General features: G+C 64.8%; 19 protein-coding genes and 1 pseudogene. 6 read left to right on the top strand and 14 right to left on the bottom strand.

The genetic code is table 11. The features are described from left to right. Window positions 1-301 precede the first annotated feature (301 nt). Window positions 302-952: a TetR/AcrR family transcriptional regulator gene (locus HWN72_RS22680; RefSeq protein ID WP_211151490.1), complete on the bottom strand. Its 651-nt coding sequence runs from the start codon at window positions 950-952 to the stop codon at window positions 302-304. Window positions 953-1,114: 162 nt separating this feature from the next. Between HWN72_RS22680 and HWN72_RS22675 the strand changes: the two genes are divergently transcribed. Then, window positions 1,115-2,053 (top strand): sugar phosphate isomerase/epimerase, encoded by a 939-nt coding sequence (locus HWN72_RS22675; protein WP_211151489.1) that lies wholly within the window; start codon window positions 1,115-1,117, stop codon window positions 2,051-2,053. A gap of 674 nt (window positions 2,054-2,727) precedes the next feature. Here HWN72_RS22675 and HWN72_RS22670 read toward each other — a convergent pair. Then, the gene (locus HWN72_RS22670) at window positions 2,728-2,994 is read right to left on the bottom strand and encodes a mechanosensitive ion channel domain-containing protein (protein WP_289357133.1); all 267 of its coding nucleotides are present in this window, start codon (window positions 2,992-2,994) and stop codon (window positions 2,728-2,730) included. Between the two features lie 300 nt (window positions 2,995-3,294). On the opposite strand from HWN72_RS22670, the pseudogene HWN72_RS22665 reads away from it, so the two are divergent. Next, window positions 3,295-4,426 (top strand): annotated as a pseudogene (locus tag HWN72_RS22665) (IS30 family transposase). 208 nt (window positions 4,427-4,634) lie between these two features. On the opposite strand, the gene HWN72_RS22660 reads toward HWN72_RS22665, so the two are convergent. Further along, window positions 4,635-5,159 carry a GNAT family N-acetyltransferase gene (locus HWN72_RS22660; protein ID WP_211151488.1) on the bottom strand — a complete coding sequence of 175 codons (525 nt, stop codon included), beginning with the start codon at window positions 5,157-5,159 and terminating at the stop codon, window positions 4,635-4,637. Between the two features lie 27 nt (window positions 5,160-5,186). After that, complete coding sequence (locus tag HWN72_RS22655) at window positions 5,187-6,167, bottom strand: aldo/keto reductase (RefSeq protein ID WP_211151487.1); 981 nt, start codon at window positions 6,165-6,167, stop codon at window positions 5,187-5,189. A gap of 69 nt (window positions 6,168-6,236) precedes the next feature. On the opposite strand from HWN72_RS22655, the gene HWN72_RS22650 reads away from it, so the two are divergent. Then, window positions 6,237-6,632 carry a MerR family transcriptional regulator gene (locus HWN72_RS22650; RefSeq protein WP_211151486.1) on the top strand — a complete coding sequence of 132 codons (396 nt, stop codon included), beginning with the start codon at window positions 6,237-6,239 and terminating at the stop codon, window positions 6,630-6,632. Here HWN72_RS22650 and HWN72_RS22645 read toward each other — a convergent pair. The 9 genes from HWN72_RS22645 to HWN72_RS22605 all read right to left on the bottom strand — a co-directional run bounded on the left by HWN72_RS22645 (window position 6,620) and on the right by HWN72_RS22605 (window position 17,100). Next, window positions 6,620-7,648: an NAD-dependent epimerase/dehydratase family protein gene (locus HWN72_RS22645; protein WP_211151485.1), complete on the bottom strand. Its 1,029-nt coding sequence runs from the start codon at window positions 7,646-7,648 to the stop codon at window positions 6,620-6,622. The genes HWN72_RS22650 and HWN72_RS22645 overlap by 13 nt on opposite strands. 35 nt (window positions 7,649-7,683) lie before the next feature. Beyond that, on the bottom strand, window positions 7,684-8,238 hold the full coding sequence (locus HWN72_RS22640) for a TetR/AcrR family transcriptional regulator (protein ID WP_211151484.1): 555 nt from the start codon (window positions 8,236-8,238) through the stop codon (window positions 7,684-7,686). 66 nt (window positions 8,239-8,304) lie between these two features. Beyond that, window positions 8,305-10,110, bottom strand: coding sequence for a gamma-glutamyltransferase family protein (locus HWN72_RS22635; protein WP_211151483.1), 1,806 nt, complete (start codon window positions 10,108-10,110; stop codon window positions 8,305-8,307). Between the two features lie 130 nt (window positions 10,111-10,240). After that, entirely contained in the window at window positions 10,241-12,346 is a 2,106-nt protein-coding gene (locus HWN72_RS22630; protein ID WP_211151482.1) for a TonB-dependent receptor, read from the bottom strand. Window positions 12,347-12,495: 149 nt separating this feature from the next. Then, the gene (locus HWN72_RS22625) at window positions 12,496-13,719 is read right to left on the bottom strand and encodes an FAD-dependent monooxygenase (protein ID WP_211151481.1); all 1,224 of its coding nucleotides are present in this window, start codon (window positions 13,717-13,719) and stop codon (window positions 12,496-12,498) included. Between the two features lie 48 nt (window positions 13,720-13,767). Then, on the bottom strand, window positions 13,768-14,544 hold the full coding sequence (locus HWN72_RS22620; protein WP_211151480.1) for an alpha/beta fold hydrolase: 777 nt from the start codon (window positions 14,542-14,544) through the stop codon (window positions 13,768-13,770). A gap of 136 nt (window positions 14,545-14,680) precedes the next feature. Then, a complete protein-coding gene (locus tag HWN72_RS22615) occupies window positions 14,681-15,622 on the bottom strand; it encodes a LysR family transcriptional regulator (RefSeq protein ID WP_211151479.1) in 942 nt (313 codons plus the stop codon). Window positions 15,623-15,680: 58 nt separating this feature from the next. Then, window positions 15,681-16,682, bottom strand: a complete 1,002-nt coding sequence (locus tag HWN72_RS22610) for a bile acid:sodium symporter family protein (protein ID WP_211151478.1) — start codon at window positions 16,680-16,682, stop codon at window positions 15,681-15,683. 4 nt (window positions 16,683-16,686) lie between these two features. Then, window positions 16,687-17,100, bottom strand: a complete 414-nt coding sequence (locus HWN72_RS22605) for a nuclear transport factor 2 family protein (protein ID WP_211151477.1) — start codon at window positions 17,098-17,100, stop codon at window positions 16,687-16,689. 213 nt (window positions 17,101-17,313) lie between these two features. On the opposite strand from HWN72_RS22605, the gene HWN72_RS22600 reads away from it, so the two are divergent. Then, window positions 17,314-17,709 (top strand): VOC family protein, encoded by a 396-nt coding sequence (locus HWN72_RS22600; protein WP_211151476.1) that lies wholly within the window; start codon window positions 17,314-17,316, stop codon window positions 17,707-17,709. Window positions 17,710-17,775: 66 nt separating this feature from the next. On the opposite strand, the gene HWN72_RS22595 is transcribed toward HWN72_RS22600, so the two are convergent. Next, window positions 17,776-18,246, bottom strand: coding sequence for an Lrp/AsnC family transcriptional regulator (locus HWN72_RS22595; protein ID WP_211151475.1), 471 nt, complete (start codon window positions 18,244-18,246; stop codon window positions 17,776-17,778). A 153-nt stretch (window positions 18,247-18,399) separates the two neighbouring features. On the opposite strand from HWN72_RS22595, the gene HWN72_RS22590 reads away from it, so the two are divergent. Both HWN72_RS22590 and HWN72_RS31285 read left to right on the top strand, forming a co-directional pair. Continuing rightward, the gene (locus tag HWN72_RS22590) at window positions 18,400-21,870 is read left to right on the top strand and encodes an indolepyruvate ferredoxin oxidoreductase family protein (RefSeq protein ID WP_211151474.1); all 3,471 of its coding nucleotides are present in this window, start codon (window positions 18,400-18,402) and stop codon (window positions 21,868-21,870) included. Next, the gene (locus tag HWN72_RS31285; RefSeq protein WP_248006253.1) at window positions 21,870-21,968 is read left to right on the top strand and encodes an acyl-CoA dehydrogenase family protein; all 99 of its coding nucleotides are present in this window, start codon (window positions 21,870-21,872) and stop codon (window positions 21,966-21,968) included. Before HWN72_RS22590 ends, HWN72_RS31285 begins: the two co-directional genes overlap by 1 nt. The last annotated feature ends 10 nt before the right edge of the window (window positions 21,969-21,978 follow it).

Here is a 21,978-nt window from a genome sequence, read left to right as displayed (position 1 = left end):
TCGCGACAGTCGGCGCTTCCCGTTTCGGCTCTGCTTTCACCAAGTAGCCATGGTTTCGATTATTTCATGCACCATTTTCCAGAACGGCAAACAATGCCTTCAAGTTTGCTTTCATAGATCTTGTAAATTTCGATTCCAGAGCGACACGTCGCGGCGAGGTCCTGCTTTTCGACGATGACGGAGGCCGTAAGCGGCGACGCCCACGGGCGGCTTCGAGTTCAGAAAAGCGCCGCCGCTGCAACATACGTTCCCTGGCCCATCTTGCCTTGCCCTCCGCTTACCCTGCAGCGAATTTCGCAGCTCACCCGCGCAGGGTACGTCGCCTCAGATCGCCGATGGTCATTTTCAGGTCGCTGACCACGTCGATGGGAGCACCCGTACTGGCTTGAAGTTGAAGCCCGTCAGCCAGAGCCATCAGTTGCCGCGCCGTCAATTGGGCATCCACCGCGGTGTGTATCGCTCCTTGCGCCTGCTCCCTCCTGATCGCCTTGCTCAGATCGGCATGGATACGTGACACGCGCCGACGAAAGAAATCATGGGCCGGATGAGCCCTATCGGCGGCCTCCGTCGCGAAGGCCAGGAACAGCAGGCCGATCCCCGGAGCCTCGCAATTGCGCCTGACGGCCGCCACGAACAAGTCCAGACTTGGCGGCACATCCGCATCCTTCGACAAGCTCGCAATCGAATCCCTGTCCCACAATTCGATCACGCGCTGCAGAAGGTCCTCCCGGCTGGCGAAGTAGTACAGGATATGCGCCGGTTCGATCGACAGCGCCGCCCCGATCTCACGCAGGGACTGGCGGCGATAACCTTCGCGCACGATGAGATCGGTCACGCCGCGCAGGATCTCCTCTCGCCGGGCATCGCCCTTGGCGTACCTTGCGCCGCGCGCACCCGATGATTTGCGGCTGCGCGGCCTCTCAAGCGACGTATGCATCATGCTTTCGACCATGCGCCCTCTTATCATGACGCCGCGTGACTGTACCGCCATGCGGTCATTTTCACGCAAATATTTAATGACATATAATTTACGTTGCCGCGCGATCCCGCCTCGCTTAGGTCTGGGACGACGCCGTCAGCGGCGCCGATGCTTCCCTTTGTTGACAGGCACCCGATGATCCATCTCCGCCGCCGCAACTTCATAGCTTCCGCATTTGCTGCCAGTCTGGGCGCCGCCTTGCCCGCTGCGGCTCGGGCCAGGTCGAGCAGTTTCCTCAAGAAGCACGATTTGCCTGCGGGCGTGCAGGTCTATGCCGTGGATCCGATGGTACGCAGCGATCTGCAGGACACGCTGAACAAGCTTGCGGCGATCGGCTATCGCACTGTCGAACTTGCCGGAATGCACGGTTACACGCCGCAGCAACTGCGCAGCGCGGCGGATACGGCCGGCCTGAAGATCGCCAGCATCCATCTGAGCGACGGCCTGTTGGGCACCACGGACGACGACGCCGCGCGCATAGCCGCCGATCTGGCCGTGCTCGGCACGCGCGACGCGGTGATGCCCATGTTCATCTTCCCGCGCGACATCGCGCGGGAAAAGGACGAGCCCTTTGGCGATTACCTCCAACGGGCGGCGCGGCTGCAGGGCGGCGACCTGTGGCGTCGCACGGCCGATCTCCTCAACGCCCGGGGTGCCGCGCTGGCGGCGCATGGTGTCAGGCTGGCCTATCACAATCACAATGCCGAATTCGAGCCGGTGGACGGGACGACGGGTTGGCAGATCCTGAAGGACCGGATCGACCCGAAGCTGATCGATTTCGAGATCGACCTTGGCTGGGTCGCAGCGGCGGGACTGGACCCTGTCGCTTTCGTGACGGAACATGCCGGGCGCGTAAGGCAGGTGCACGTCAAGGACATCAAGGCCTCGACCGTTCCCAACTTCGCTTTTCGCCAGGACCCGGCCGAAGTGGGGGCCGGAATGCTGGACTGGGAGAGGCTGCTGCCGGCGGCCTACGCAGCGGGCGTGCGCCAGTTCTATGTCGAACAGGAACCGCCGTTCGTAACCGACCGCTTCACCTCGCTGGCCAAGAGCTTCGCGTTTCTGTCCACCTGATCGCGATCCCGCCGCGCGGTGGAACGATGGATCGAGGCGACCGGCGGGATGGTTCCAGGACGGACGGCGCATCGCCTTCGCCCGACCGGGGCGAGAAGCAACCCCGTTCGGGGGAGCGATCGCCGCGCAGTCGGGTAAGACCGCCGGACTCGGCGCGCCACGGATGTCACCGCAACATTGCCAAGCGACGACTGCGGCGGGAACGAGGGCCTGCGCGCCTGACAGTCACCAAACGATGCATCCGATTACGAGACGTCGGTGTGCAAAGCCTTCCCGCACGCACCATCGCCAATCGATTCCGGCCAAAGGCCGTACGCCGGGCGTGCGCGCCGGCACGATTCCGATCCCCGGCTTCGTAGAGCCATCGCGCTATACGAGGCGCAGACGGCGAGAAACATTCACTGGCGCGGTTGCACCCTGATGCCAGACGACACCGGAGCGCGACTTGCGAGCAAAGCGAAGCAATCCGGCGCAGGCCGCGTTTCCCAAGGGTTGCTTTCGCTTGCAACAGCGATTCATGGTGAAACGGACGGTGATCGGGGCTGCCTCGCGGCATTCGTGCGCTTCACCCGGCGGCGATCAGGCCTTCAAGGATTATCCGGTGTCCGGCCGCGAAGAGCCTCAATCACATCGCGCATCGCCTCGGTGTCGCGCAGATTGAGATCGCGCGGCGGCTACGGCACCTTGATGCCGTGCTCGAGCATCAGCCGCCACAAGGTCTTGAGGACATTGGACCTGACATTGCCGATGCCTTCCTGGGGATCGGTGATCCACACGTGGATGACGAAGCTGACGCCGTTCTCGGCGAAGCTGTCCAGCCAGACGGTCGACGGCGGAGCGACGAGCACGCGCTTCACCGACTTTGCCGCCTCCAGCATCAGGGCCTCGGCGTGCTCGATGTCGGAGGCATACGGCACCACGACGGGCAACTGGATGCGCACGTTGCGGCTGGAATAGGACCAGTTCTTGTGTTCCGCGCGGTTTCATGGCGGCCCGCGAAAAGTATCCAAATTTACCCTCACATTCGAATTTGGATACCACTCGGGGGGGTGGTGGCTTCGCGCATCTCATAGAGCCAGAAAAGGTAGAATGACGACCAGAACCCAAGGGCGTCCGCCGAACTTCATCAACAATACAATGACTTTACAGCATTTTATTTTCCCTTCGGTTGCAAGCTTCGGGCGGTGGGTTCAACGGGTGGCGGCAACACTTTAATCTTTCGAAGAAGATGGAGTGTCGCGATGAAGCAGCGTCGTCGGATCCATTACACGGCCAGTCAGCAAGCAGAGATATGGGATCGCTGGCAGCGCGGGGAGTCGATGAGTTCGATTGGACGAAGGTTTGATCGCGAGTCATCTTCGGTATTTTCGGTGATTTCGCCGACTGGGGGTATCCGGCCCGCCGATCGCAAGCGTGGCAGGCGTGCGCTGAGCCTTGCCGAGCGGGAGGAGATATCGCGGGGCCTGAGCGTCAGCGAACCCTTGCGTGCGATAGCACGACGACTGGGCCGCGCGCTCTCGACGATCAGTCGCGAAGTCAGGCGTAACGGCGGCCCTACGCGGTATCGGGCGACCGCGTCCGATCAGGCGGCATGGGACCGTGCCTTGCAGCCCAAGTCCTGTAAGCTGGCTTGCTCGCCACCACTGGCACGCACAGTATCGGCCAAGCTGCGCCGTAAATGATCACCGGAACAGATCGCGGGGTGGCTCAGGCGCAGTTTTCCCGAGGAGTCGCATAGGCAGATATCGCACGAGACCATCGACCGAAGCCTGTACATACAGGCGCGGGGAGTTCTGAAAAAGGAACTGCTGGAGCATCTGCGCGCCCGGCGCACCATCCGCAGGTCCCGGCACGCCAACCTCAAGCGCAACGGCCTGGGCCAGATCAAGGATGCCGCGTCGATCAGCGAGCGCCCCGCCTCTGTCGAGGACCGCGCCATTCCCGGCCACTGGGAAGGCGATCTGATCGGAGGCACGAAGAACAGCTACATCGCAATGCTGGTCAAGGTCGCCAACTAAGGACTCCAGGAGCCTCGTGTCGGCGCTGATCAGACAGACGCAGCGCTTGTCGCGCGAACTCTACAAGTCGCTTACGTCGGGCTGCGCCAAGGACCTGCCCGATCATCCACGCCTTACGCTGGCTACCGATGTCGATGTCGATTTCTGCGGTCCGCAATCGCCTTAGCAGCGAGGCTCGAAGGAGAACACCAATCGCCTGCTGCGACAGTATTTTCCCAGAGGAACAGATCTGTCGCTATACAGCCAGGCCAAACTGAGCGCTGTCGCCCGACAACTCAACGAACGACCAAGGAAAACGCTCGAATACCAAACACCCGCCGAGCGTTTCCAAGCTTGTGTTGCGGCAACCCATTGAACCCACCACATTGCGGCCGCTCCTTTGCCCAGATGCCGCTCCCAAGACCTGCGGCTCCAAAAAGTTTGGCAATGTCAATCTAAAGGGCCGATTTTGAGATATCCGTCCGCTGTTTCTTATTTAAAAAAATAATATAAGCGGTAACGCGGACACTCGCCGAAACTCATCATTTAGCTATCCGAGACGGCCACATCTGCGGCGAAGCCCCTCAATCCATAACGCGCTCGTACTTTCCGACATTCGCGCCGCGATAGTGCGTAACGCCATACTGCTCGAACCCCAGTTTCGATCCGAGCCTGATTGACCCGTTATTCTCAATGTCGATGATGCAGACGCATCGACATTCCAGGCGTTCACCATCGAACCAATCCAGCAGCGCCTGCATCGCTTCCAGTGCGAATCCTTGGCCATGGGACGCGCCGGTGAAGAGCCAAGCTGCTTCCGGAATTCCGTCAAAATCCGGGCCCAGTCCGCGCTGGAAATCGGCGAGACCCACTTCTCCGATGAAGGCTTCGCTGGAGCGCTCGAACACCGCGAACATGCCGAACCCCAGCAGGCTCCAGTGTCCCGCATAGCGCAGAAGGCGATGCCATGCCTCCTCGCGCGACGTGGGCAGACCCCGAATGAACCGGAGGACCGCCGGATCGGTCGCGAGTTCGAACACGGCATCGAGATCGTCGATCGTATGGGGACGCAAGGTCAGGCGATCGGTGGTAATCTTGGGTCGGTGCATAGCCAAACTCGCGAGGGTTCCGAAAGGTCAGACGGCGATGCCGGCGACTTCGCGCGCCAGCGGTTCCAGGGCATCGAGCGCCGATGTGTCGAGCACCACCGACGCGGCGGCAACGTTCTGTTCCAGGCGAGTGCGGTTGCGGGTGCCGGGGATCGGCGCGATCGCCACGCCCAGTTCGCGCGCCTTGGCATAAAGCCAGGCGATCGCCACTTGCGCCGAGGTGAAGCCCAGTCCGGCCGCGATACCGTCGATGGTCGCGACGAGGCGCATGTTCGCGTCAAGGTTCTCGGGCGAGAAGCGCGGGAAGTGATGGCGGGCATCCTCACTGCCGATGGCCTTGGCGAACGCCTGTCCCGTGAGCATGCCCCGGCCAAGCGGCGAATAGGGAACCACCGTAACGCCCAGTTCGACAGCAGCGGGCACGACCTCGGCCTCAATCGTCCGAGTGAAGATCGACCATTCCGACTGCAGCGCGGCAATCGGATGGATCGCATGCGCCTCGCGCAGTTCCTCCGCCGAGACCGCTGACAGGGCGATCGCCCGCACTTTTCCCGCCTCGACCAACTCGGCCATCGCCCCAATGGATTCGGCCAGCGGCACGTCGGCGCTGCGGCGGTGCATGTAGTAGAGGTCGATCACATCGACCCCGAGCCGCCCGAGCGAGGCATCGGCCGCCTTGCGAATGAACTCGGGCCGGTTGTCGAGGCTCCAGTCGTCGGGCGTCTCGGGTGTGCGGGCATAGCCGAACTTGGTGGCGATCACGGCCCGGTCGCGGTTGGCCTTCACGAACCGCGCGAGGAATCGCTCGTTATCTCCCATGCCGTAGACGTCGGCGGTATCGAACATCGTCACGCCCAGTTCCAGTGCACGGTCGAGGGTCGCGTAGGCCTCCGCCTCGTTGGTTTCGCCGTAGAACTCGCTCATGCCCATGCAGCCGAGGCCCTGAATGCCGATAGCGGGGCCGCCGTCGCCAAGGATGATCCGGGGAAGCACATTTTCGCCTGTCATGAATTTACTCCAAAAGTTGACGGGCATGACCTATAAGTGTGGAGTATAGTCCATGGTCAAGAGCCTTTCATGCTGATTTCCCAGTTCGCCCGAACCACCGGTCTGTCGGTCGATACGGTTCGTTTCTACGTCAACAAGGGCCTGCTAAAGCCGGAGAGGAGCGCCAAGGGCGGCGCCAATCCCTACCAAGTATTCACGCAGGATGACGTGACTGCGGCGCAGATGATCCGCCTGCAACAATCGCTCGGATACTCGCTGGCGGAAATACGCGCCCTCGGCGACGAGTACCGCCGCGGCGCTGGCTCGGCGCAGCGCACGGCCGAAATCCTGCGCAGCCAGATCGCCCGGCTCCAGGAACGGCGCACCGAACTCGATGCCGCGCTGGCATTCCTGGAGGCGAAAGTGGAGTGGGTGGAGGCAGGCCGGCCGGGTGCGGCGCCTCAGCCGGGCATCTACCACTGTTGAGCGTCGGCTAATTCGGCAAGTCCTGCTTCCACCGAGACTTGCGGCGCATATCCCAGTTCGCGCCGGGCCTTCGCAATGTCCAGCGTGACCTCCACCGCCATCGTCGCGAGATCCTGCCGCGTGACCGGCGGCTTGATCTTCCCGCCCGAGAGCATGGCCAGACCTTCTCCGATCCGGGCGACGCTGCGCACCACCCATGACGGCACTTCCCTGGTGGGAGCCGCGATGCCCTGCGTTTCCAGAATGCGCGTCACAAGGCTGCGGAATGCCATCGGCTCACCGTCGGTGATGAAGTAGACTTCGCCGCTCCGGCCTTTGCGCAGGGCGAGATCGATACCGTGGCAGGCGTTGGCCACATGCGTCGCCGAAGTCAGGTAGTGGCCGCCGTCGATCCACGCCATCTGGCCGGAACGGGCTGCGGCCGTCAGGATCGGGAGCGCCGTCGTGTCGTCCCGCCCCCAGACGAACCGGGGCCGCACGGCCACAACCTCAAGCCCCTCGCCCGCCGCGGCGCGTGCAATGCGCTCGGCTTGGGTCTTGGTGCGCGAATAGGCGCCGGGAAACCGCTTGGGGAACGGATGGCTTTCATCGACGCACACCAGCGGTCGCCCGTCGAGAAGGACGGATTCGGTGCTGACGTGAACGGCGCGCCTGACACCGGCCTTGCGCGCGGCTGCAAAGACGGCGCGCGTGCCCTCGACATTGACCGCTTCATGGTCCGGCGTTTCCGGGCCGTGGCCGGTATGGGCAGCTGCATGGACCAGAGCAGCGCATCCCGCCATCGCCTGCGGGAGGTGCGGATCGTCAAGGCGCCCTTCGACCGGCCTTGCCCCCAGTTTGCGAACCACGTCCGCGGCCTCCGGTGAGCGCACCAGCGCGGCCACCGGGGCGCCGGCCGAGACGAAATGACGGATGAGATTGCGGCCGAGATAGCCGCTGCCGCCCGTCAGGAAGATGGGCGCGTCTGAAGAAGGAAGAAAGGCACGGCTGCCTCCCTCCGCGATGCGGTCGGTCATGATGGGGTGTCGCTTTCTTGTGTAAGGGAAGTTCGTTAGCCGGCGCGCGTAGAGGCCAGCCACCGTATATCGCCGAGCAGCGCATCGCGCTCGGCTTCGGACCATTGATGATAGTCGAGGGATTCGAGCAGCTTGAGCCCCTCCAGCGCCAGATAAGCCAGCATCGGGCCGCGTGCGCCATCCGCCTCGGCGCGGATGCGGGCGATGACCGCGCTCTGGTTCTCCTGGATCGCCGCGCGCAAGTTCTGATCCTGCGCAAGCGCGGCGCAGATGTTCAGCGCTGCCGCGCGGAACGCATCGGGAAACGGCTGCGCCGCTGCGGCGATGCGCCCGTGAAGCGTGCGGTTATCGGGAGCATCGCAGGATTCCGCCGCAGCCTCGTTAAAGGCATTGTCGCGCGCCACGGCACGCTGGACCATCGCTTCGAGCAGCGCCTGCTTCGACCCGTAGTCATAGACCACGCTGCCCTTGCTGATGCCCGCTTCTCGCGCAACGCCCTCGAGCGTCAGGCGCGCGGCGCCGACACCGGCGACCACAGCCTCGGCGGCATCGAGAACCCGGTCCCGGTCGATAGATTTCTTGCGCCCCACACTGCCATCCATTTTTATCTGACCGGATGGATATAAATCAGACGGCGGCGCGGCGTCAACCTTCTTTCAGCGGGCGATTGCGTAGCCCTGCATACCGCGCGGGTTGGCGGCTGCGCGAAGCAATCCCCCTGCTCTCGCATCGAAGGCACAGGCCGAAAGCCGCCCTTCGGACCACGGACCGCCGACCTGAAGCGCGTGACCGCGCCGCACAAGATCGGCGCGCGTAGCCTCGGGAAAGCGGCTCTCCACGGTCAGGGTGCCAAGGTCCGCCTCGCGCGGCCAGAAACTCGCCAACATGTGGTCGGTGTGGAAGGCGGGGGTCTCGATCGCGGCCTGCAGCGGGCGGCCATGGACCACGTGCGCGAGCCAGAGCAGCAGCGACCATTGCTCCTGCTGATCGCCGCCCGGCGTGCCGAAGGCAAGGTAGGGTCGGCCGTCGCGATAGGCCATCGACGGCGTCAGCGTCGTGCGCGGACGGGTGCGCGGGCGGAGCGAACTGGGCAGTCCTTCGGCCAGCCAGAACATCTGCATGCGCGTTCCCAGCGCGAAACCGAGGCCCGGTATCGCCGGGCTCGATTGCAGCCAGCCGCCCGACGGCGTCGCCGAGACCATGTTGCCCCAGCGGTCCACCACGTCGACATGGCAGGTATCGCCGCGCTGGTGTTGATCGATGGCTGTTCCGCGCTCCCCCGCCATCGTCGGTTCGCCGCCGCCGATCGACGCGCCCGCTTCGCCCCGGCGGCGCACCGGAGGCAGTTGCGGGAGAACCCCGCCGGGCGCGCCCGGACGCAGTTCCCCGCTCGCCTCCTGCCCGATCAGCGCGCGGCGTTCTGCGGCATAGCCCTCGCTCAGCAGGACGTTCAGCACATCGCCGCCCAGCCCTTCGCCGTACCAGGCGTCGCGATCGGCCATGGCGAGCTTGATGGCCTCGCTCACCGTATGGACGTATTCGGGCGATTCCGGCGGCATCGCGGCGATGTCTATGCCCTTGAGGATCTGCAGCGCCTGCAGCATCGCCGGACCCTGGCTCCAACTGCCGCACTTGAACAGGGTGTGGTCGCCGTGTTCGATGGACAGCGGTGCTTCGATCGGCGGGCGCCATCCGGCCATGTCGTCGCCGCGCAGCAAGCCGCCGTGGCGACGCCCGCTGCTGTCCATCGCCTCGGACGTGCGGCAGTAGGCGTCGATCGTCTCGGCGACATGGCCTTCATACCAATAAGCCAGCGCCGCCTCGATCTGGGCTTCCCGATCGCCCCCCGCCGCTTCGGCATGGGCGAGCAGCCCTTCGTAGAAATCCGCGAGCGCCGGATTGGCGAACAGCGTACCCGCGGTGGGCACATCGCCGCCGGGAAGGAACAGCGACGCGGAGCTTTGCCACTCCTCCCGGAAGAGCGGCGCGACCGATGCGATGGCTGCGACGGCACCTGCGAGGATCGGGTGACCGGCGCGGGCATAATGGATCGCCGGCTCCAGCACGTCGCGCAGGCGCATCGTCCCATGATCGCGCAGCATCGTGACCCAGGCGCCGAAAGCGCCCGGCACGCAGGCCGCGAGCAGCCCCGTGCCGGGAATCATGTCGAGGCCGAGCGCGGTGAAGGCCGCGATGTCGGCTGCGGCCGGAGATGGCGCCTGCCCGCAGATCGCGGTGGGCGCGGGATCGCCCGCCCGCGCGACGAGGATCGGCACGTCACCGCCCGGCCCGTTGAGGTGCGGCTCCACGACCTGCAGCGTGAAGCCTGCGGCGGCAGCGGCATCGAAGGCATTTCCGCCTGCCTCCAGCATCCGCATGCCGACCGCGCTGGCAATCCAGTGGGTGGACGCGACCGCGCCGAAAGTCCCGCAAAGTTCCGGCCGTGCGGTGAAATGCGACATCGTTGTATTCCTGTTCAAGTCGTTTGAGGCGAAGGGATATGGGAGGCTGCCGTGCGCGACGTCAGGCAGGCAAGGAACAGGGTGAAGGACGCGGTATCCCGCCAGTTCCGGGCCATCTCGGGCGCTCCGTTCACATCTTGAACGAAAGTGAGGCCATGACGCGGGCGGGCATGCCCGGTGCGCCCAAGCCCTCGCCCACGGTGAACACGTCGGCGGTGAACTCGTTGTAGTACTTGGCGTTGAAGATGTTCTCGCCCCGCACCGCGACTTCCCAGCGGCCGTCGGGCGCGCCGAGCGAGGCCCGCAGGTTGACGATGTCGTAAGCCTTCTGGCGCGATGTGTTCAGGATGTTCCAGTAGAACTTGCCCATGTGGCTGTAATCGCCGCGCAGGCCGAGTTCGAGGGTGTCGGACACCGGAATCCGGTAGTCGATGCTGCCGTTCGCGGTGACCGAAGGCGCATTGGGCACTGTCAGCCCGTCTACCGGCACGAAGCTGTAGAGCGCATCGGCATCCTTCCAGCGCGAATGGAGCCAGCCGCCGGATGCGGACAGGGTCAGGCCGGGGAGCGGGCGATAGGACAGCCCGCCCTCGAGACCGTAGCTGACCGAGCGGCCGATGTTGGTGACTTCCTCGCTGATCGCGCCGTCGTCGTTGACGAACTGGGTTTCGAACTGGCGGCGCTTGTAATCGATGTAGTAGCCCGCAAGCTCGAAGGTCAGGCTGCGCCCGAGCGCCGATCCCTTGATCCCCGCCTCGTAGCTGGTGGCGCGTTCGGACTTGTAGGCACCGCCCGTTCCGGTCGTGACGTTGACGCGGCCCGGCTCGACGCCCTGCGCCAGGTTGGCGTAGACCATGACATCCGGGGCCAGGTCGTAGGACAGCGTGATCTTGGGCAGTACGGTCGTGTCATTGACGTTCACCGAGAGCGGCACGTTGTAGTCCCGGCCGGTGAAGGCGCTGCGGGCGACACGCAGACCCGCGCCGATGTGGAGGCCGCCGATACGGTAGTTGGCGGTGGCGAAGGCGGCGTATTGCCGCTCGATCGTGTCCCCGTTGTTGTAGTTCTCAATGAACTGCGGCCCGCCCGCATCAGGGCCGACCAGCAGGTCGAGATTGTTGGTCATCCCGCGATTGTCGACCGCCGCGTAGTAGGCGCCGACCAGCCAGTCGAACGGCCCGGAACCCGAAGAAGCGAGGCGCAGTTCCTGCGTGAACACGCTGGCCTTGTCGCGATTCCCGTTGAAGGCGGTGATGCCATCGGCCGAACTGTAGTCGAGATCCCAGCGCAACTGGTTCTTGCGGCGGGTATAGGACGTCACGTTGGTCAGTTCGACTGTGCCCAGATCGTAGGCGACGCTGAGGATGCCGCCGTCGACACGGCGCTTGTTCATGACGTCGGTGTTGTAGTCGACCGTACGGCGATAGGCGGCGCTACTGTCGGTTTCTGCGGCGGTGACATAGACGTTGCCGCCGTTGCTCAGTTCGTTGTGCCGGTAGCTGAACTGGACGTCGAGCGCATCGGTGGGCTGCCAGCCGATGGCGATGCGGGTGCCCCATTCGGTGCCCTGATCGGGATTTCCGCCCAGCAGGGTATTGGCGATGTAACCACCCGTGCGGTTGTAGTAACCCGATGCGCGAACCGCGAAGCCGTCGGCAAGCGGGGCGTTGACCGCCGCGAAGGCATTCACGGTATCGAAGCCGCCGTATTCGACACGCGCCTCGCCGCCGTAGACGTCGGTGGGCTTCTTGAGCACGTACTTGATGGCGCCGCCGATGTTGCTGCCGCCGTAGAGGGTGCCCTGCGGCCCCTTGAGTATCTCGATGCGCTCGACATCCTCGACCGAGGCCGACTGGTCGGTGAAGTTCTGCACGTCGTCGATGTAAAAACCGACGCCCTGCGTGTTGCCGAAGGCGCCGACGCCGCGGATCACGACGTTGGGCTCGTTGTCCTGCCGCCGGTTGAGGATGATGTTCGGGGTCTGCCGTCCGAGGTCGTTGAGCGATGAAATGCCGGCATCGCGGATGGTGTCGGCGGTGATCGCGCTGATCGTCTCGGGAATGTCGAGCAAACGCTCGTTGCGCTTGCGGGCCTGGACGACGATCTCGCCGCCAGCTGCGGGCTCAGCGGTATCCTGCGGGATTTCCTGCGCCTTGGCGGACGGAAGCGGCATGAATGCCAGCGTGGTGCCGGCAAGCAGAATGGCTCGTACATAGATCATCGACTGAACCCTCATGATTTAAGCCGGCGCGATCTTTCGCGGCAGCATGTGTGACTCCCTGACGGACATGCTTTCCCGCTCGCCGAAGACGCATCCTCGACGCTCGGGCCTGCCCGGCTTTCGTTTTTGGTCTGCTTTCCCGCACCGTCGCCGGTGCGGGCATTCTACGCTGCGGTGGGCACCAGCCCGGCCGCGTGGTAATCGGTGATCGTCAACGCGCTGTTGAGTTGGCGCGATTTGCGCCCGATCAACCCGAAGCGCGTGAGGATCGGCGACAGGTCCATCATCACGTTGCGCTTCCAGATCTTGGCGCGCGTGGCGGGGACCATGATGTCTGAGCCGCCGTGCGCCGTCGCCTGGTTCTGCTCGACGAAGGCGCGGGCTTTGCGCTCATAAGCGGCGAACGCCTCGCGGTGATCGGCATGCGTCGCCAGTTCGCCCGCAAGGACATAGGCGCCGACAAGCGCAAGGCTCGTGCCCTGCCCCGAGAAGAACGAGGGTCCGTAGGCGGCGTCCCCGACGACGCCCACCCGTCCTTTCGACCACTGCGGCATGTGGATCTGCGTCATCGAATCGAAGTAGATGTCCGCAGACTTTCGCGCTTCCGAGAGCATTTCGGGCACGATCCATCCCTGGCCGGCATACCGCGTCTGCAGGTCGCGGTGCAGGCGATCCATGTCGGTGTACTCCTCGCGCGCCGGAGCCTCGCGGCGATAGGCGAGCAGCGCGTTCATCCGCTCCGCCCCGGTCTCGTAGACCAGCGCCATGAGGCCGGGCTCATTGTAGATCACCGCCTCGCGTGAGAAGCCGTGGTTGTTGGGCATCGTGAAGCCGACGAAGCAGCAACCAAGGTAGCGATAGAACTGGTCGGCGGGACCGAACGCAAGGGCACGGGTCGTCGAATGCAGCCCGTCTGCCGCGATCACCAGATCGAACCTTTCCTGCCGCCCGCTGCGGAACGTCACGTCGATCCCGCCGTCGTGGTCGGCCATGGCGATCACGCTGTCATCGAAGCGATAGGGGATCGTGCCCTTCGTCATGTCATGGAGCAGGCCCGAGATGACGCCGCGCTGCACTTCCACGTCACGGCCGACGACGCCGCCGGTGATGTCTTCCTGCCGGATGCTGGAGATCACGCGGCGGGAATTGCGAAACGTCCAGCTTTGCGCGTTGATATGTTCCTCGCGCAGCGCCGGCATCAGGCCCATGCGCTCACACACGTCGACGGCGGTGCCACGGATATCGATCGCATAGCCGCCGCTGCGGATCGTGCCTGCCCGCTCCACGACGGTCACGTCGAAGCCGTAGCGCTCCAGCCACCATGCCAATGCCGGGCCGGCGATGCTGGCGCCGCAGACCAGGACTTTGCGGGCTCTGGGCCGGATCATCGAAAGTACTCCCTGTTACAGTTCATGGTCATGGCCGCCCGAGACCGCTCAGGCGTGGGCGAGCACGAAAGCGCGCACGATATCCGCCGTACGCTGCCGGTGTTCGAGGGTGATCCCGTGCCGACTGCCCGCAAGCAGCGCGAACGAGCCACCGGGTATTGCCGCCGCGAGTTCGCGCGCCTCATCCACGCGGATGATCGGATCGCTGTCGCCGCATATCACCAGCGTGGGCGCGGTGATCTCGCCCAGCCTGCCGGTGATGTCATGCCTGTCGAGGGCCGCCATGCGCCGGGCGAAGGCCTGGGGCTCCCGCGTCACCAGAACGGCGTTGGTCTGCGCGACCAGTTCCGGCTGCAGGTCGATCGCTTCAGGAGCGATCACCGTTTCCAGCATGAAGCGCCGCACCGCCGCCGGATCGACGAGCCCCAGCGCGCCGAGGTCCGGCAGATGAAACCGGCTCCGCGCCGAGGCGGTCGCCCCGAGGATTACGCTTTTCACGCGCTCAGGGAACAGCACGGCGAACGTCATCGCCACTGCGCCGCCATAGGACGATCCGAAGACATGCGCCCGCTCCAGCCCGCTCCCGTCGAGGAAAGCGGCAATGTCCCGTGCGTGCTCCGCCATACCGTAAGGGGTCGGTTCGCACGGGCTATCCGGAGAATCGCGCTGGTCGAGCGCGATGGCCTGAATGCCGTCTCCCAGATGCGGCATGAACACCGCGAATTGGCTGCGATCGGCGTTCCCGCCGTGGAGAAGCAGAAGCGGTTCGCCCTGCCCGATCCTGTCGGCGCAGAGCGGTACGGTATCGGCGATGGCTTGCCCCATGACATGACCTCCGTCGTGCGGGGAGAGACGCCTGTGCGCCGCTCCGTTTCAGTTTTGTGTCATGCCCGTGCAGATACTGTCCAAGACTGTATTCTCATCGCGCATATGCCCGGACGGCATGTCTCAGGCGCAAAGGCTATGCGCGATGGGTATCGGCCGCTTCGGGGATCCGCGCCGTCGGCCATTCGCCCGCAGCCACCTGATCGGCGACCAGCGAGAGCAGCATTTCATGAATTTCGCGGATCGCGCGCAGGCCCTGCCGGTTCCATTGCGTCGCGATCGCCCATGAGGCCTGCAACCCCGCGATCGGCACGAAACTCAGCCGCTCCGCCCTCTCCGGGCCGATGACGCAGCTGGGCGCGATGCCGAAACCCGCGCCCCGCTCGACAAGGTCGCCGACCAGGGCCGAACTGTTGACCTCGCTGCGCACGACCAGCTTGCGCGTCACTTCCGGATAGGCGGCCTCCAGGTACGAGAGCGTGCTCTGCGGATAGCCGACAAGGACCAGCGGAAGGCCGACAAGATCCGGCACGCTGACCGTATCCGCGAACTCCCCTCGCCTCTCGCGCGGACAGACGAGGCAGAAGTTCTCGTTGACCAGCGGGGTCATCATCACCCCGCTGGTGCTGGCCGAATTGGAGATGAGCGCCACGTCGAGGTCGCCGGCGGCGATCCTGTCCCGCAAGTACGAACTCGAGCCCTGGATCAGGTCCACGCGGCAGCCGGGATAGCGGGCCAGAAACCCCGCCATGACCGGCAGCAGCAGCTTGGCATGGATGGATTGCGGGGCGCCAAGCGCGATGGTCCCGGTAAAGTCGCTGTCCTCCGTCGCCATTTCATCGACCAGTTGCTTCACCGATTCGAGAATGCCGGTGGCCCTGCGATAGAAGCGCTCCCCCGCATCGGTCAGCGATACGCCCGTGCTGTGCCGCACGAATAGAGCCTGCCCGACCTCGTCCTCCAGCTTGGCGATCGAACGGCTCAGGGCGGGCTGGGCGACGTTGAGGTAATAGGCGCCGCGCACGAAACTGGACGCATCCGCGACCGCCTTGAAGTATCGAATTTGCCTGAGTTCCATGACCCCGCGCGACTCCATTGGCAGACTGCGGCCGTTAGATAACCTTTCCAGATCGAGGTCAAACCACCGTCCCGCGCCGGGCCAAGGGTTCCTCCTCGCGGTCGGCGTAATGCCGGGCCAGAATGGCGCAGGCGAACAGCTGTATCTGATGGAACAGCATGAGCGGCAGCACCGCCGCGCCCACTTGCGAGGCAGGGAACAGAATGCCCGCCAGCGGCACGCCGGAGACCAGGCTCTTCTTCGAACCACAGAACTGCAGAACGATCGCGTCCGCCCGCTCAAGGCCCAGCAGACGGCCGAGAACCCACGTCGACAGCAGGACGAGAGCAAGCAGAATAACGCACCACAGCGCAAGCTGCGCCAGCGCCTCCGGCGCCACGCGGTGCCACAAACCTTCGACGATGGCCGCGCTGAAAGCCGAGTAGACGACCAGCAGGATCGAGCCTCGGTCGGACACCATCACCAACGGACGATGCCGCGCGACCCATGGGCCGATCCACGGACGCAGCAGGTGCCCGGCGACGAACGGCAGCAGAAGCTGCAGGGCAATCGTGCGCACCCCGCCCCACGACATTCCCAGCAACCCGCCTCCCCCCTCGACGCGCATCAGCACGCTTGCGAGGATGGGCGTCAGGGCGATGCCCAGAAGATTGGAAAACGACGCGCTGCAGACCGCCGCCGCGACATTGCCTCTGGCGACCGAAGTGAACGCGATGGACGACTGCACCGTGGAGGGAAGCAGCGTCAGGAACAGCAGGCCCGAAGCCATCACCGGATCGAGGACGCCCAGCCGCTCGATCCCCAGGCCCAGAAGCGGAAACAGCACGAAGGTCGATCCGAGGACCGCCAGATGCAGTTTCCATGCGCCCGCGCCAGACAACAGCGCCTCACGCGACAGCTTCGCCCCCTGCAGGAAGAACAGCAGCACGATGGCCGCGTCCGCTGCCATGTCAACCACCGACGTTCCCGCGCCGCGCACAGGCAGGAAACTCGCCAGGCAGACGGTGCCGACCAGCGCGAACAGGAAAGCGTCGAAGGCGGCGCGCAAGTATCCCTTCATCGCCTCACTCCCCGATCAGCAGATCGGCGAGGACCGGCTCGGCTGCCGCGATCGAGGTGCCTTGATGATAGATATTGCGCCAGCCGTCCGCCTGGAGGCGATAGAGCCGCAAATGGCGCGCAGCCTTGCGGCGGACGGCGCCGTCGCTCGCCCTGAACACATTCACGAACGAGCCGCGCACGATGGCAAGGTCACCGACATGGCTGATGTGGTTCTCGGTGACGCGATACTCGACATATCGACCGCCCTGCTGGCACACGGCAGCCAAGTAGCCCGCCTTGTTACTTATCGAGCCATCGGCATCGACGTGGACGTAGTCGGCATCGACCATGCTCGCCAAGGTCTGATAGTCGGCCTCGACGATCCCTGCGGCCCTCCGGTCCTCCAGTTCGGCGATCTCGGCGTCAATCACGTCCATGTCCTGCGCTCTCCATTCCCTGCCGCCAAAACCAATCCGCAGATGGGTAGTGCGAAGGAGGAGAGAGACGCAAAGTCCGTGTTCTCATGGTCGCCATGAGGGATCGGCATGCCTGACGGCCATGCCGCCGATGCATTGCCCCGATGAACAATCGCTAATGGCAATTCGCAGGCGCCGATGCCAATCAGGGCATGTCCATTCGCGGAGCGCATCATGTCTGAAGCTATCGGTACGAGCCTGGTGGAGCGGATCTCCCACGTCAATCTGGCGATCCGCGACGAACAGGCTTCGCGCGATTTCTACGTCGGGCTTCTCGGCCTCACGGAAGTGTGGCGCGTTCCGCAGCCGCAGCCGGGGCTATGGCTCCAGATCGGCTCGAAGCAGATCCACCTGCTCCGCCCGGTGGACGACGACGAACTGCCGCCCCGGCGCGTGCTTCAGGAAACGCCGATGGCCCCGCATCTCGCCTTCTCCGTCGCTGACGTGAAGCGGGTCGCGCGCCGTCTGGAGGAAAACGGCGTCACCGTGATCTTCAGCCCCTACATGGAAGGGCAGGCGTTCTTCACCGACCCGTCCGGGAATATTCTCGAAATTCTCGAAGATCTCTGACCGGCCAGCAAGTCCCAACCACCCTGACGGCCTGCGCCTCTTCGGCTGCAGGCCGTCTTTTTTGGTTCAAGCCGAAGTGATGCGCGGCGCGGGCCGGTTGATGAAGGACTTCAGCGCAAAGCTGCTCTGGATATGCGCGACGTTGGGAATTTGCGTCAGCACCTCGAGGAGATCCCGGTAGTGATCCAGGTCCCGGACCACGACCCGCAACAGGTAATCCGCGCCGCCTGACATAAGGAATCCGCTCATGATCTCGGGCAGGTCCGCCGCCCGGCTTTCGAATGCCTCGAGGGCGGTGCGGACCTGCTTGTCGAGGGTCACCGAGACGAAAACGGATATCGGGCCGGCGAGCTTCTTCTCGTCCAGCCGCGCGAAGTATCCGAGGATATATCCCTCTTCCTCCAGCGCGCGAACCCGCCGGGCCGTGGGGGTCAGGCTGAGGCCGATCCGCTCGGCAAGATCGCTCCACGTGATGCGGCCATCCTCGCTGATGCACTGGAGAATCTTGCGGTCGTAGGAATCAAGTGCCCGGCTCATCACTTCCCCACCATAAGATCGATCATTAGCGATATATTCCACACAATCTACATTAACTAGTAAAATTGTTCAAATCAGAAGCTCGATCGCGCCATGTTTGGCAACTCTCCCTCGCGTTTCCCGGCTACTTTCGGACCCGCAAGGAGAACGACAATGCGACACGAGGGGATCATCAGCCTGGACGCCATCTACCAGGCCGAGACCGGCCCTGCCTTCATGACCGGCATCCAGGCCCTCGTGCGCCTGCCGCTGATGCAGCGGCGCCTCGACAGGCATCGGGGCCTGCGGACGGCGGGCCTGATCTCCGGCTATCGCGGTTCTCCCGTAGGGGCTTACGACCAGCAGCTGTGGAAGGCGCAGAAGTACCTCGACGCGCATGAAGTCGTCTTCCAGCCGGGGCTGAACGAGGATCTAGCCGCCACCGCCCTGTGGGGCGCGCAGATGCACAAGGCTTATGGTCCGTCCAAGGCCGATGGTGTCTTCGGCATCTGGTACGGCAAGGGCAACGGCGTCGACCGGACGGGCGACGTGTTCCGCAATGCGAACATGCTGGGCACTTCGCCGCTGGGCGGCGTCTTGGCGATCGGCGGCGACGACCACAGCGCGCAGTCATCGATGTTCCCGCACCAGACCGACGGCATCTTCCAGTCGGTTCACATGCCGGTGTTGCAGCCGGCCAACGTCTCGGAAATCCTCACGCTGGGCATGGCGGGCATCGCCATGTCGCGCTTCTCGGGCGTGTGGGTCGCGATGAAGACGATCGCCGAGGTCGTCGAAAGCGCCGCGACCTTCGACCTTCCCGATCCCTATCCCGCTTATGCCTCACCGGCGGGGCTGGTGCCGTCGCACGGGCTGAACTGGGACCCGTCGATCAACTGGCCCGCCGAACGCGCCGAATACGAACGGCGCATGATCGAGGAGCGCATTCCCGCCGCCGTGGGCTGGGCCACCGCCAATCGCATCGACGCGCCGGTGTTCGAGGCTGGCCGCACACGCCTGGCCGTCGTGACGGTCGGCAAGGCGCATCAGGACCTGATGCAGGCCCTGTCCAACCTCGGCATCGGCAAGGACGAAGCCGAGGCACTCGGCCTCTCGATCTACAAGGTGGCGATGAGCTGGCCGCTCGCCACCGATCCGCTGCTGGCCTTCGCGAAGGGAGCGGAGGAAATCCTCGTCATCGAGGAAAAGGGGCCGACGGTCGAAAGCCAGATCAAGTCCGCCTTGTTCAATCACGACGGCAGGCGCCCGCGCGTTTCGGGCAAGACCGCCCCGGACGGCAGGCAACTGCTGCCGGTCGTTTCGGAATTCAACCCGCTGATGGTCGCCAGGGCCCTGGTCCAGCGCATCGCCCCGGACGGCGCGATCGACCTGACGACCCGGCTGTCGGCGCTGGAAGCCGCCGGGTCGCGCGGCGAGGTAATCGCATTCCCCGCCCGCAAGCCGTTCTTCTGCTCGGGCTGCCCGCACAACAGTTCAACCCGGACGCCGGAAGGTTCGATGGCGGGCGGCGGCATCGGTTGCCATGTCATGGCGCTCTCGCAGCCGAAGCTGAAGACCCCGACCTTCAGCCAGATGGGCGGCGAGGGCCTGCAATGGGTCGGCGCAGCACCATTCTCGCAGACGGGCCACATCTTCCAGAACCTGGGCGATGGCACCTACCAGCACAGCGGGCTGCTGGCGATCCGCGCGGCCGTGGCGGCGGGCACCAACATCACCTTCAAGATCCTCTACAACGATGCCGTGGCGATGACCGGCGGCCAGCCCGCCGAAGGCGCGCTGGAACCACGCCGCATTCTTGCGCAACTCGTCGCTGAGGGCGTCGGTGCGGTCCATCTCGTCAGCGACATGCCCGAGAACTGGCCGCGATCGAGCCTGCCTGCCGGCGTCACCCTGCACCACCGCGACGCGATGGACAGCCTGCAAAAGACCCTGCGCCAAGTCCCCGGCGTCACCGCGATCCTTTACGAACAGACTTGCGCCGCCGAGAAGCGCCGTCGCCGCAAGCGCGGCGCCTTTCCCGATCCCGACCGGCGGGTCTTCATCAATGAGCGCGTCTGCGAAGGCTGCGGAGATTGTTCGGTACAGTCCAACTGCATTTCGGTGGAGCCGCTCAAGACACCTTATGGCGTGAAGCGCCGGATCAATCAGTCCGCCTGCAACAAGGATTTCTCCTGCACGAAAGGGTTCTGCCCGAGCTTCATCGAGATCGCCGGCGCCAAACTGCGCAAGCCCGCCCCCGACCGCATCCGCGCACTGGAAGCCGAGCACTTCGGGACAATTCCCGAGCCGACGATCCCCGCGCTCGAGACCGTCTACAACATCTATGTCGCGGGGATCGGCGGGCTTGGCGTCCTGACCACCGGCGCCCTGCTGGGCACTGCCGCGCACTTGTCGGGCCGCAACGCCACGGTGCTGGACTTCACCGGCCTTGCGCAAAAGAACGGCGCGGTGGTGAGCCAGGTGCGGATCGCCCCACAGGGCAGCGACATCCACGCCGTGCGGATCGGATCGGGAGAGACCGACCTGCTGCTGGGCACCGATGCTCTGGTCGCCGCCAGCCCGGATTCGCTGCGCAAGTTCGCCAGAGGACGCGGCGCGGTGGTCCTCAACGGTGACGAGACCCCCACTGCCGATGTCGTCTCGGATCGCGACTTCGCATTGCCGACGCCGAAAATCGTCGAGACGCTGCTTGGCCGCACGGGAGCCAACGGCTTCCTGCTCAGCGCCACCCGCATTGCCGAAGGGCTGTTCGGCAACAATGTCGCGGCCAACACCCTGATCGTCGGCTACGCCTGGCAGAAGGGCCTCCTCCCGCTGGAAGCCAGCGCTTTCGAAGCCGCGATCGAAGCCAATGGCGCAGCGGTCGAACTGAACCGGCGCGCATTCGCATGGGGACGTCTGGCGGCGGTCGACATGGCCACGGTCGAGCAGGCCGCCGGTATCGCCACGCCCGCAGCACCGACGCCAGAAACCCTCGAAGCATTGATCGCCCGCCGCACCTCGGACCTGATCGCGTATCAGAACGAGGCCTATGCGCGCATCTACGCCGCAATGGTCGATCAGGCAGCCGCCTCCGCCGCGCCTCTGGGCAAGCGCGGCGAGGCTTTCGTGCGCTCCGTGGCCACGCAGGGCTATCGCCTGATGGCGTATAAGGACGAATATGAGGTCGCGCGCCTTTACGCGGCCCCCGACTTTCGCAGGGCGCTGGAAGAGCAGTTTTCCGAGACCGGCGCGATCGGCGTCTGGCTTGCCCCTCCCCTGCTCTCGCGGATGGACCCGGCCACCGGCCGCCCGAAGAAGCGCAAGTTCGGCCCCTGGGTCTTCCATGCATTCGCGATGCTCGCCCGCCTGAAATCGCTGCGCGGCAGCTGGGCCGATCCGTTCGGATACACGCAGGAACGGCGAAGGGAGCGGGCGCTGGCGGCGGACTATCGGCAGATGATCGCCGAACTGTGCGGCGATCTTGGTCATGCCACCATCGACCATGCCGCAGCGCTCGCCGATCTGCCCGAGATGATCCGCGGCTACGGCCCGGTCAAGGAGGCGGCAATGGCCGAATACGAAGAGCGGCTCAGCGAACTTCGCGCGGGCCCGAACGCAACGCCGATGAACGAGGCCGCCTGATGCTTAACGAAACACAGATCGCCATTCGCGACACGGTGCGCGATTTCACGCAGCGGAAAATCCGCCTCGACGGCGCCATCCGCAAGGCACCGCGCTAACTTCAAGGGT

Source organism: Novosphingobium sp. HR1a (assembly GCF_015594425.1).
GTDB lineage: Bacteria > Pseudomonadota > Alphaproteobacteria > Sphingomonadales > Sphingomonadaceae > Novosphingobium > Novosphingobium resinovorum_A.
Note: the sequence above shows the minus strand (reverse complement) of the source record. Positions and strands in the feature narration are given on the sequence as shown.

Coding starts and splice junctions, on each gene's coding strand:
- HWN72_RS31285 (WP_248006253.1), top strand. CDS start 21,870: ATGCTTAACGAAACACAGATCGCCATTCGCGACACGGTGCGCGATTTC.
- HWN72_RS22655 (WP_211151487.1), bottom strand. CDS start 6,167: ATGACAGGCGAAAATGTGCTTCCCCGGATCATCCTTGGCGACGGCGGC.
- HWN72_RS22660 (WP_211151488.1), bottom strand. CDS start 5,159: ATGCACCGACCCAAGATTACCACCGATCGCCTGACCTTGCGTCCCCAT.
- HWN72_RS22645 (WP_211151485.1), bottom strand. CDS start 7,648: ATGACCGACCGCATCGCGGAGGGAGGCAGCCGTGCCTTTCTTCCTTCT.
- HWN72_RS22615 (WP_211151479.1), bottom strand. CDS start 15,622: ATGGAACTCAGGCAAATTCGATACTTCAAGGCGGTCGCGGATGCGTCC.
- HWN72_RS22605 (WP_211151477.1), bottom strand. CDS start 17,100: ATGGACGTGATTGACGCCGAGATCGCCGAACTGGAGGACCGGAGGGCC.
- HWN72_RS22595 (WP_211151475.1), bottom strand. CDS start 18,246: ATGAGCCGGGCACTTGATTCCTACGACCGCAAGATTCTCCAGTGCATC.
- HWN72_RS22620 (WP_211151480.1), bottom strand. CDS start 14,544: ATGGGGCAAGCCATCGCCGATACCGTACCGCTCTGCGCCGACAGGATC.
- HWN72_RS22675 (WP_211151489.1), top strand. CDS start 1,115: ATGATCCATCTCCGCCGCCGCAACTTCATAGCTTCCGCATTTGCTGCC.
- HWN72_RS22630 (WP_211151482.1), bottom strand. CDS start 12,346: ATGAGGGTTCAGTCGATGATCTATGTACGAGCCATTCTGCTTGCCGGC.
- HWN72_RS22590 (WP_211151474.1), top strand. CDS start 18,400: ATGCGACACGAGGGGATCATCAGCCTGGACGCCATCTACCAGGCCGAG.
- HWN72_RS22610 (WP_211151478.1), bottom strand. CDS start 16,682: ATGAAGGGATACTTGCGCGCCGCCTTCGACGCTTTCCTGTTCGCGCTG.
- HWN72_RS22625 (WP_211151481.1), bottom strand. CDS start 13,719: ATGATCCGGCCCAGAGCCCGCAAAGTCCTGGTCTGCGGCGCCAGCATC.
- HWN72_RS22680 (WP_211151490.1), bottom strand. CDS start 952: ATGGTCGAAAGCATGATGCATACGTCGCTTGAGAGGCCGCGCAGCCGC.
- HWN72_RS22650 (WP_211151486.1), top strand. CDS start 6,237: ATGCTGATTTCCCAGTTCGCCCGAACCACCGGTCTGTCGGTCGATACG.
- HWN72_RS22600 (WP_211151476.1), top strand. CDS start 17,314: ATGTCTGAAGCTATCGGTACGAGCCTGGTGGAGCGGATCTCCCACGTC.
- HWN72_RS22635 (WP_211151483.1), bottom strand. CDS start 10,110: ATGTCGCATTTCACCGCACGGCCGGAACTTTGCGGGACTTTCGGCGCG.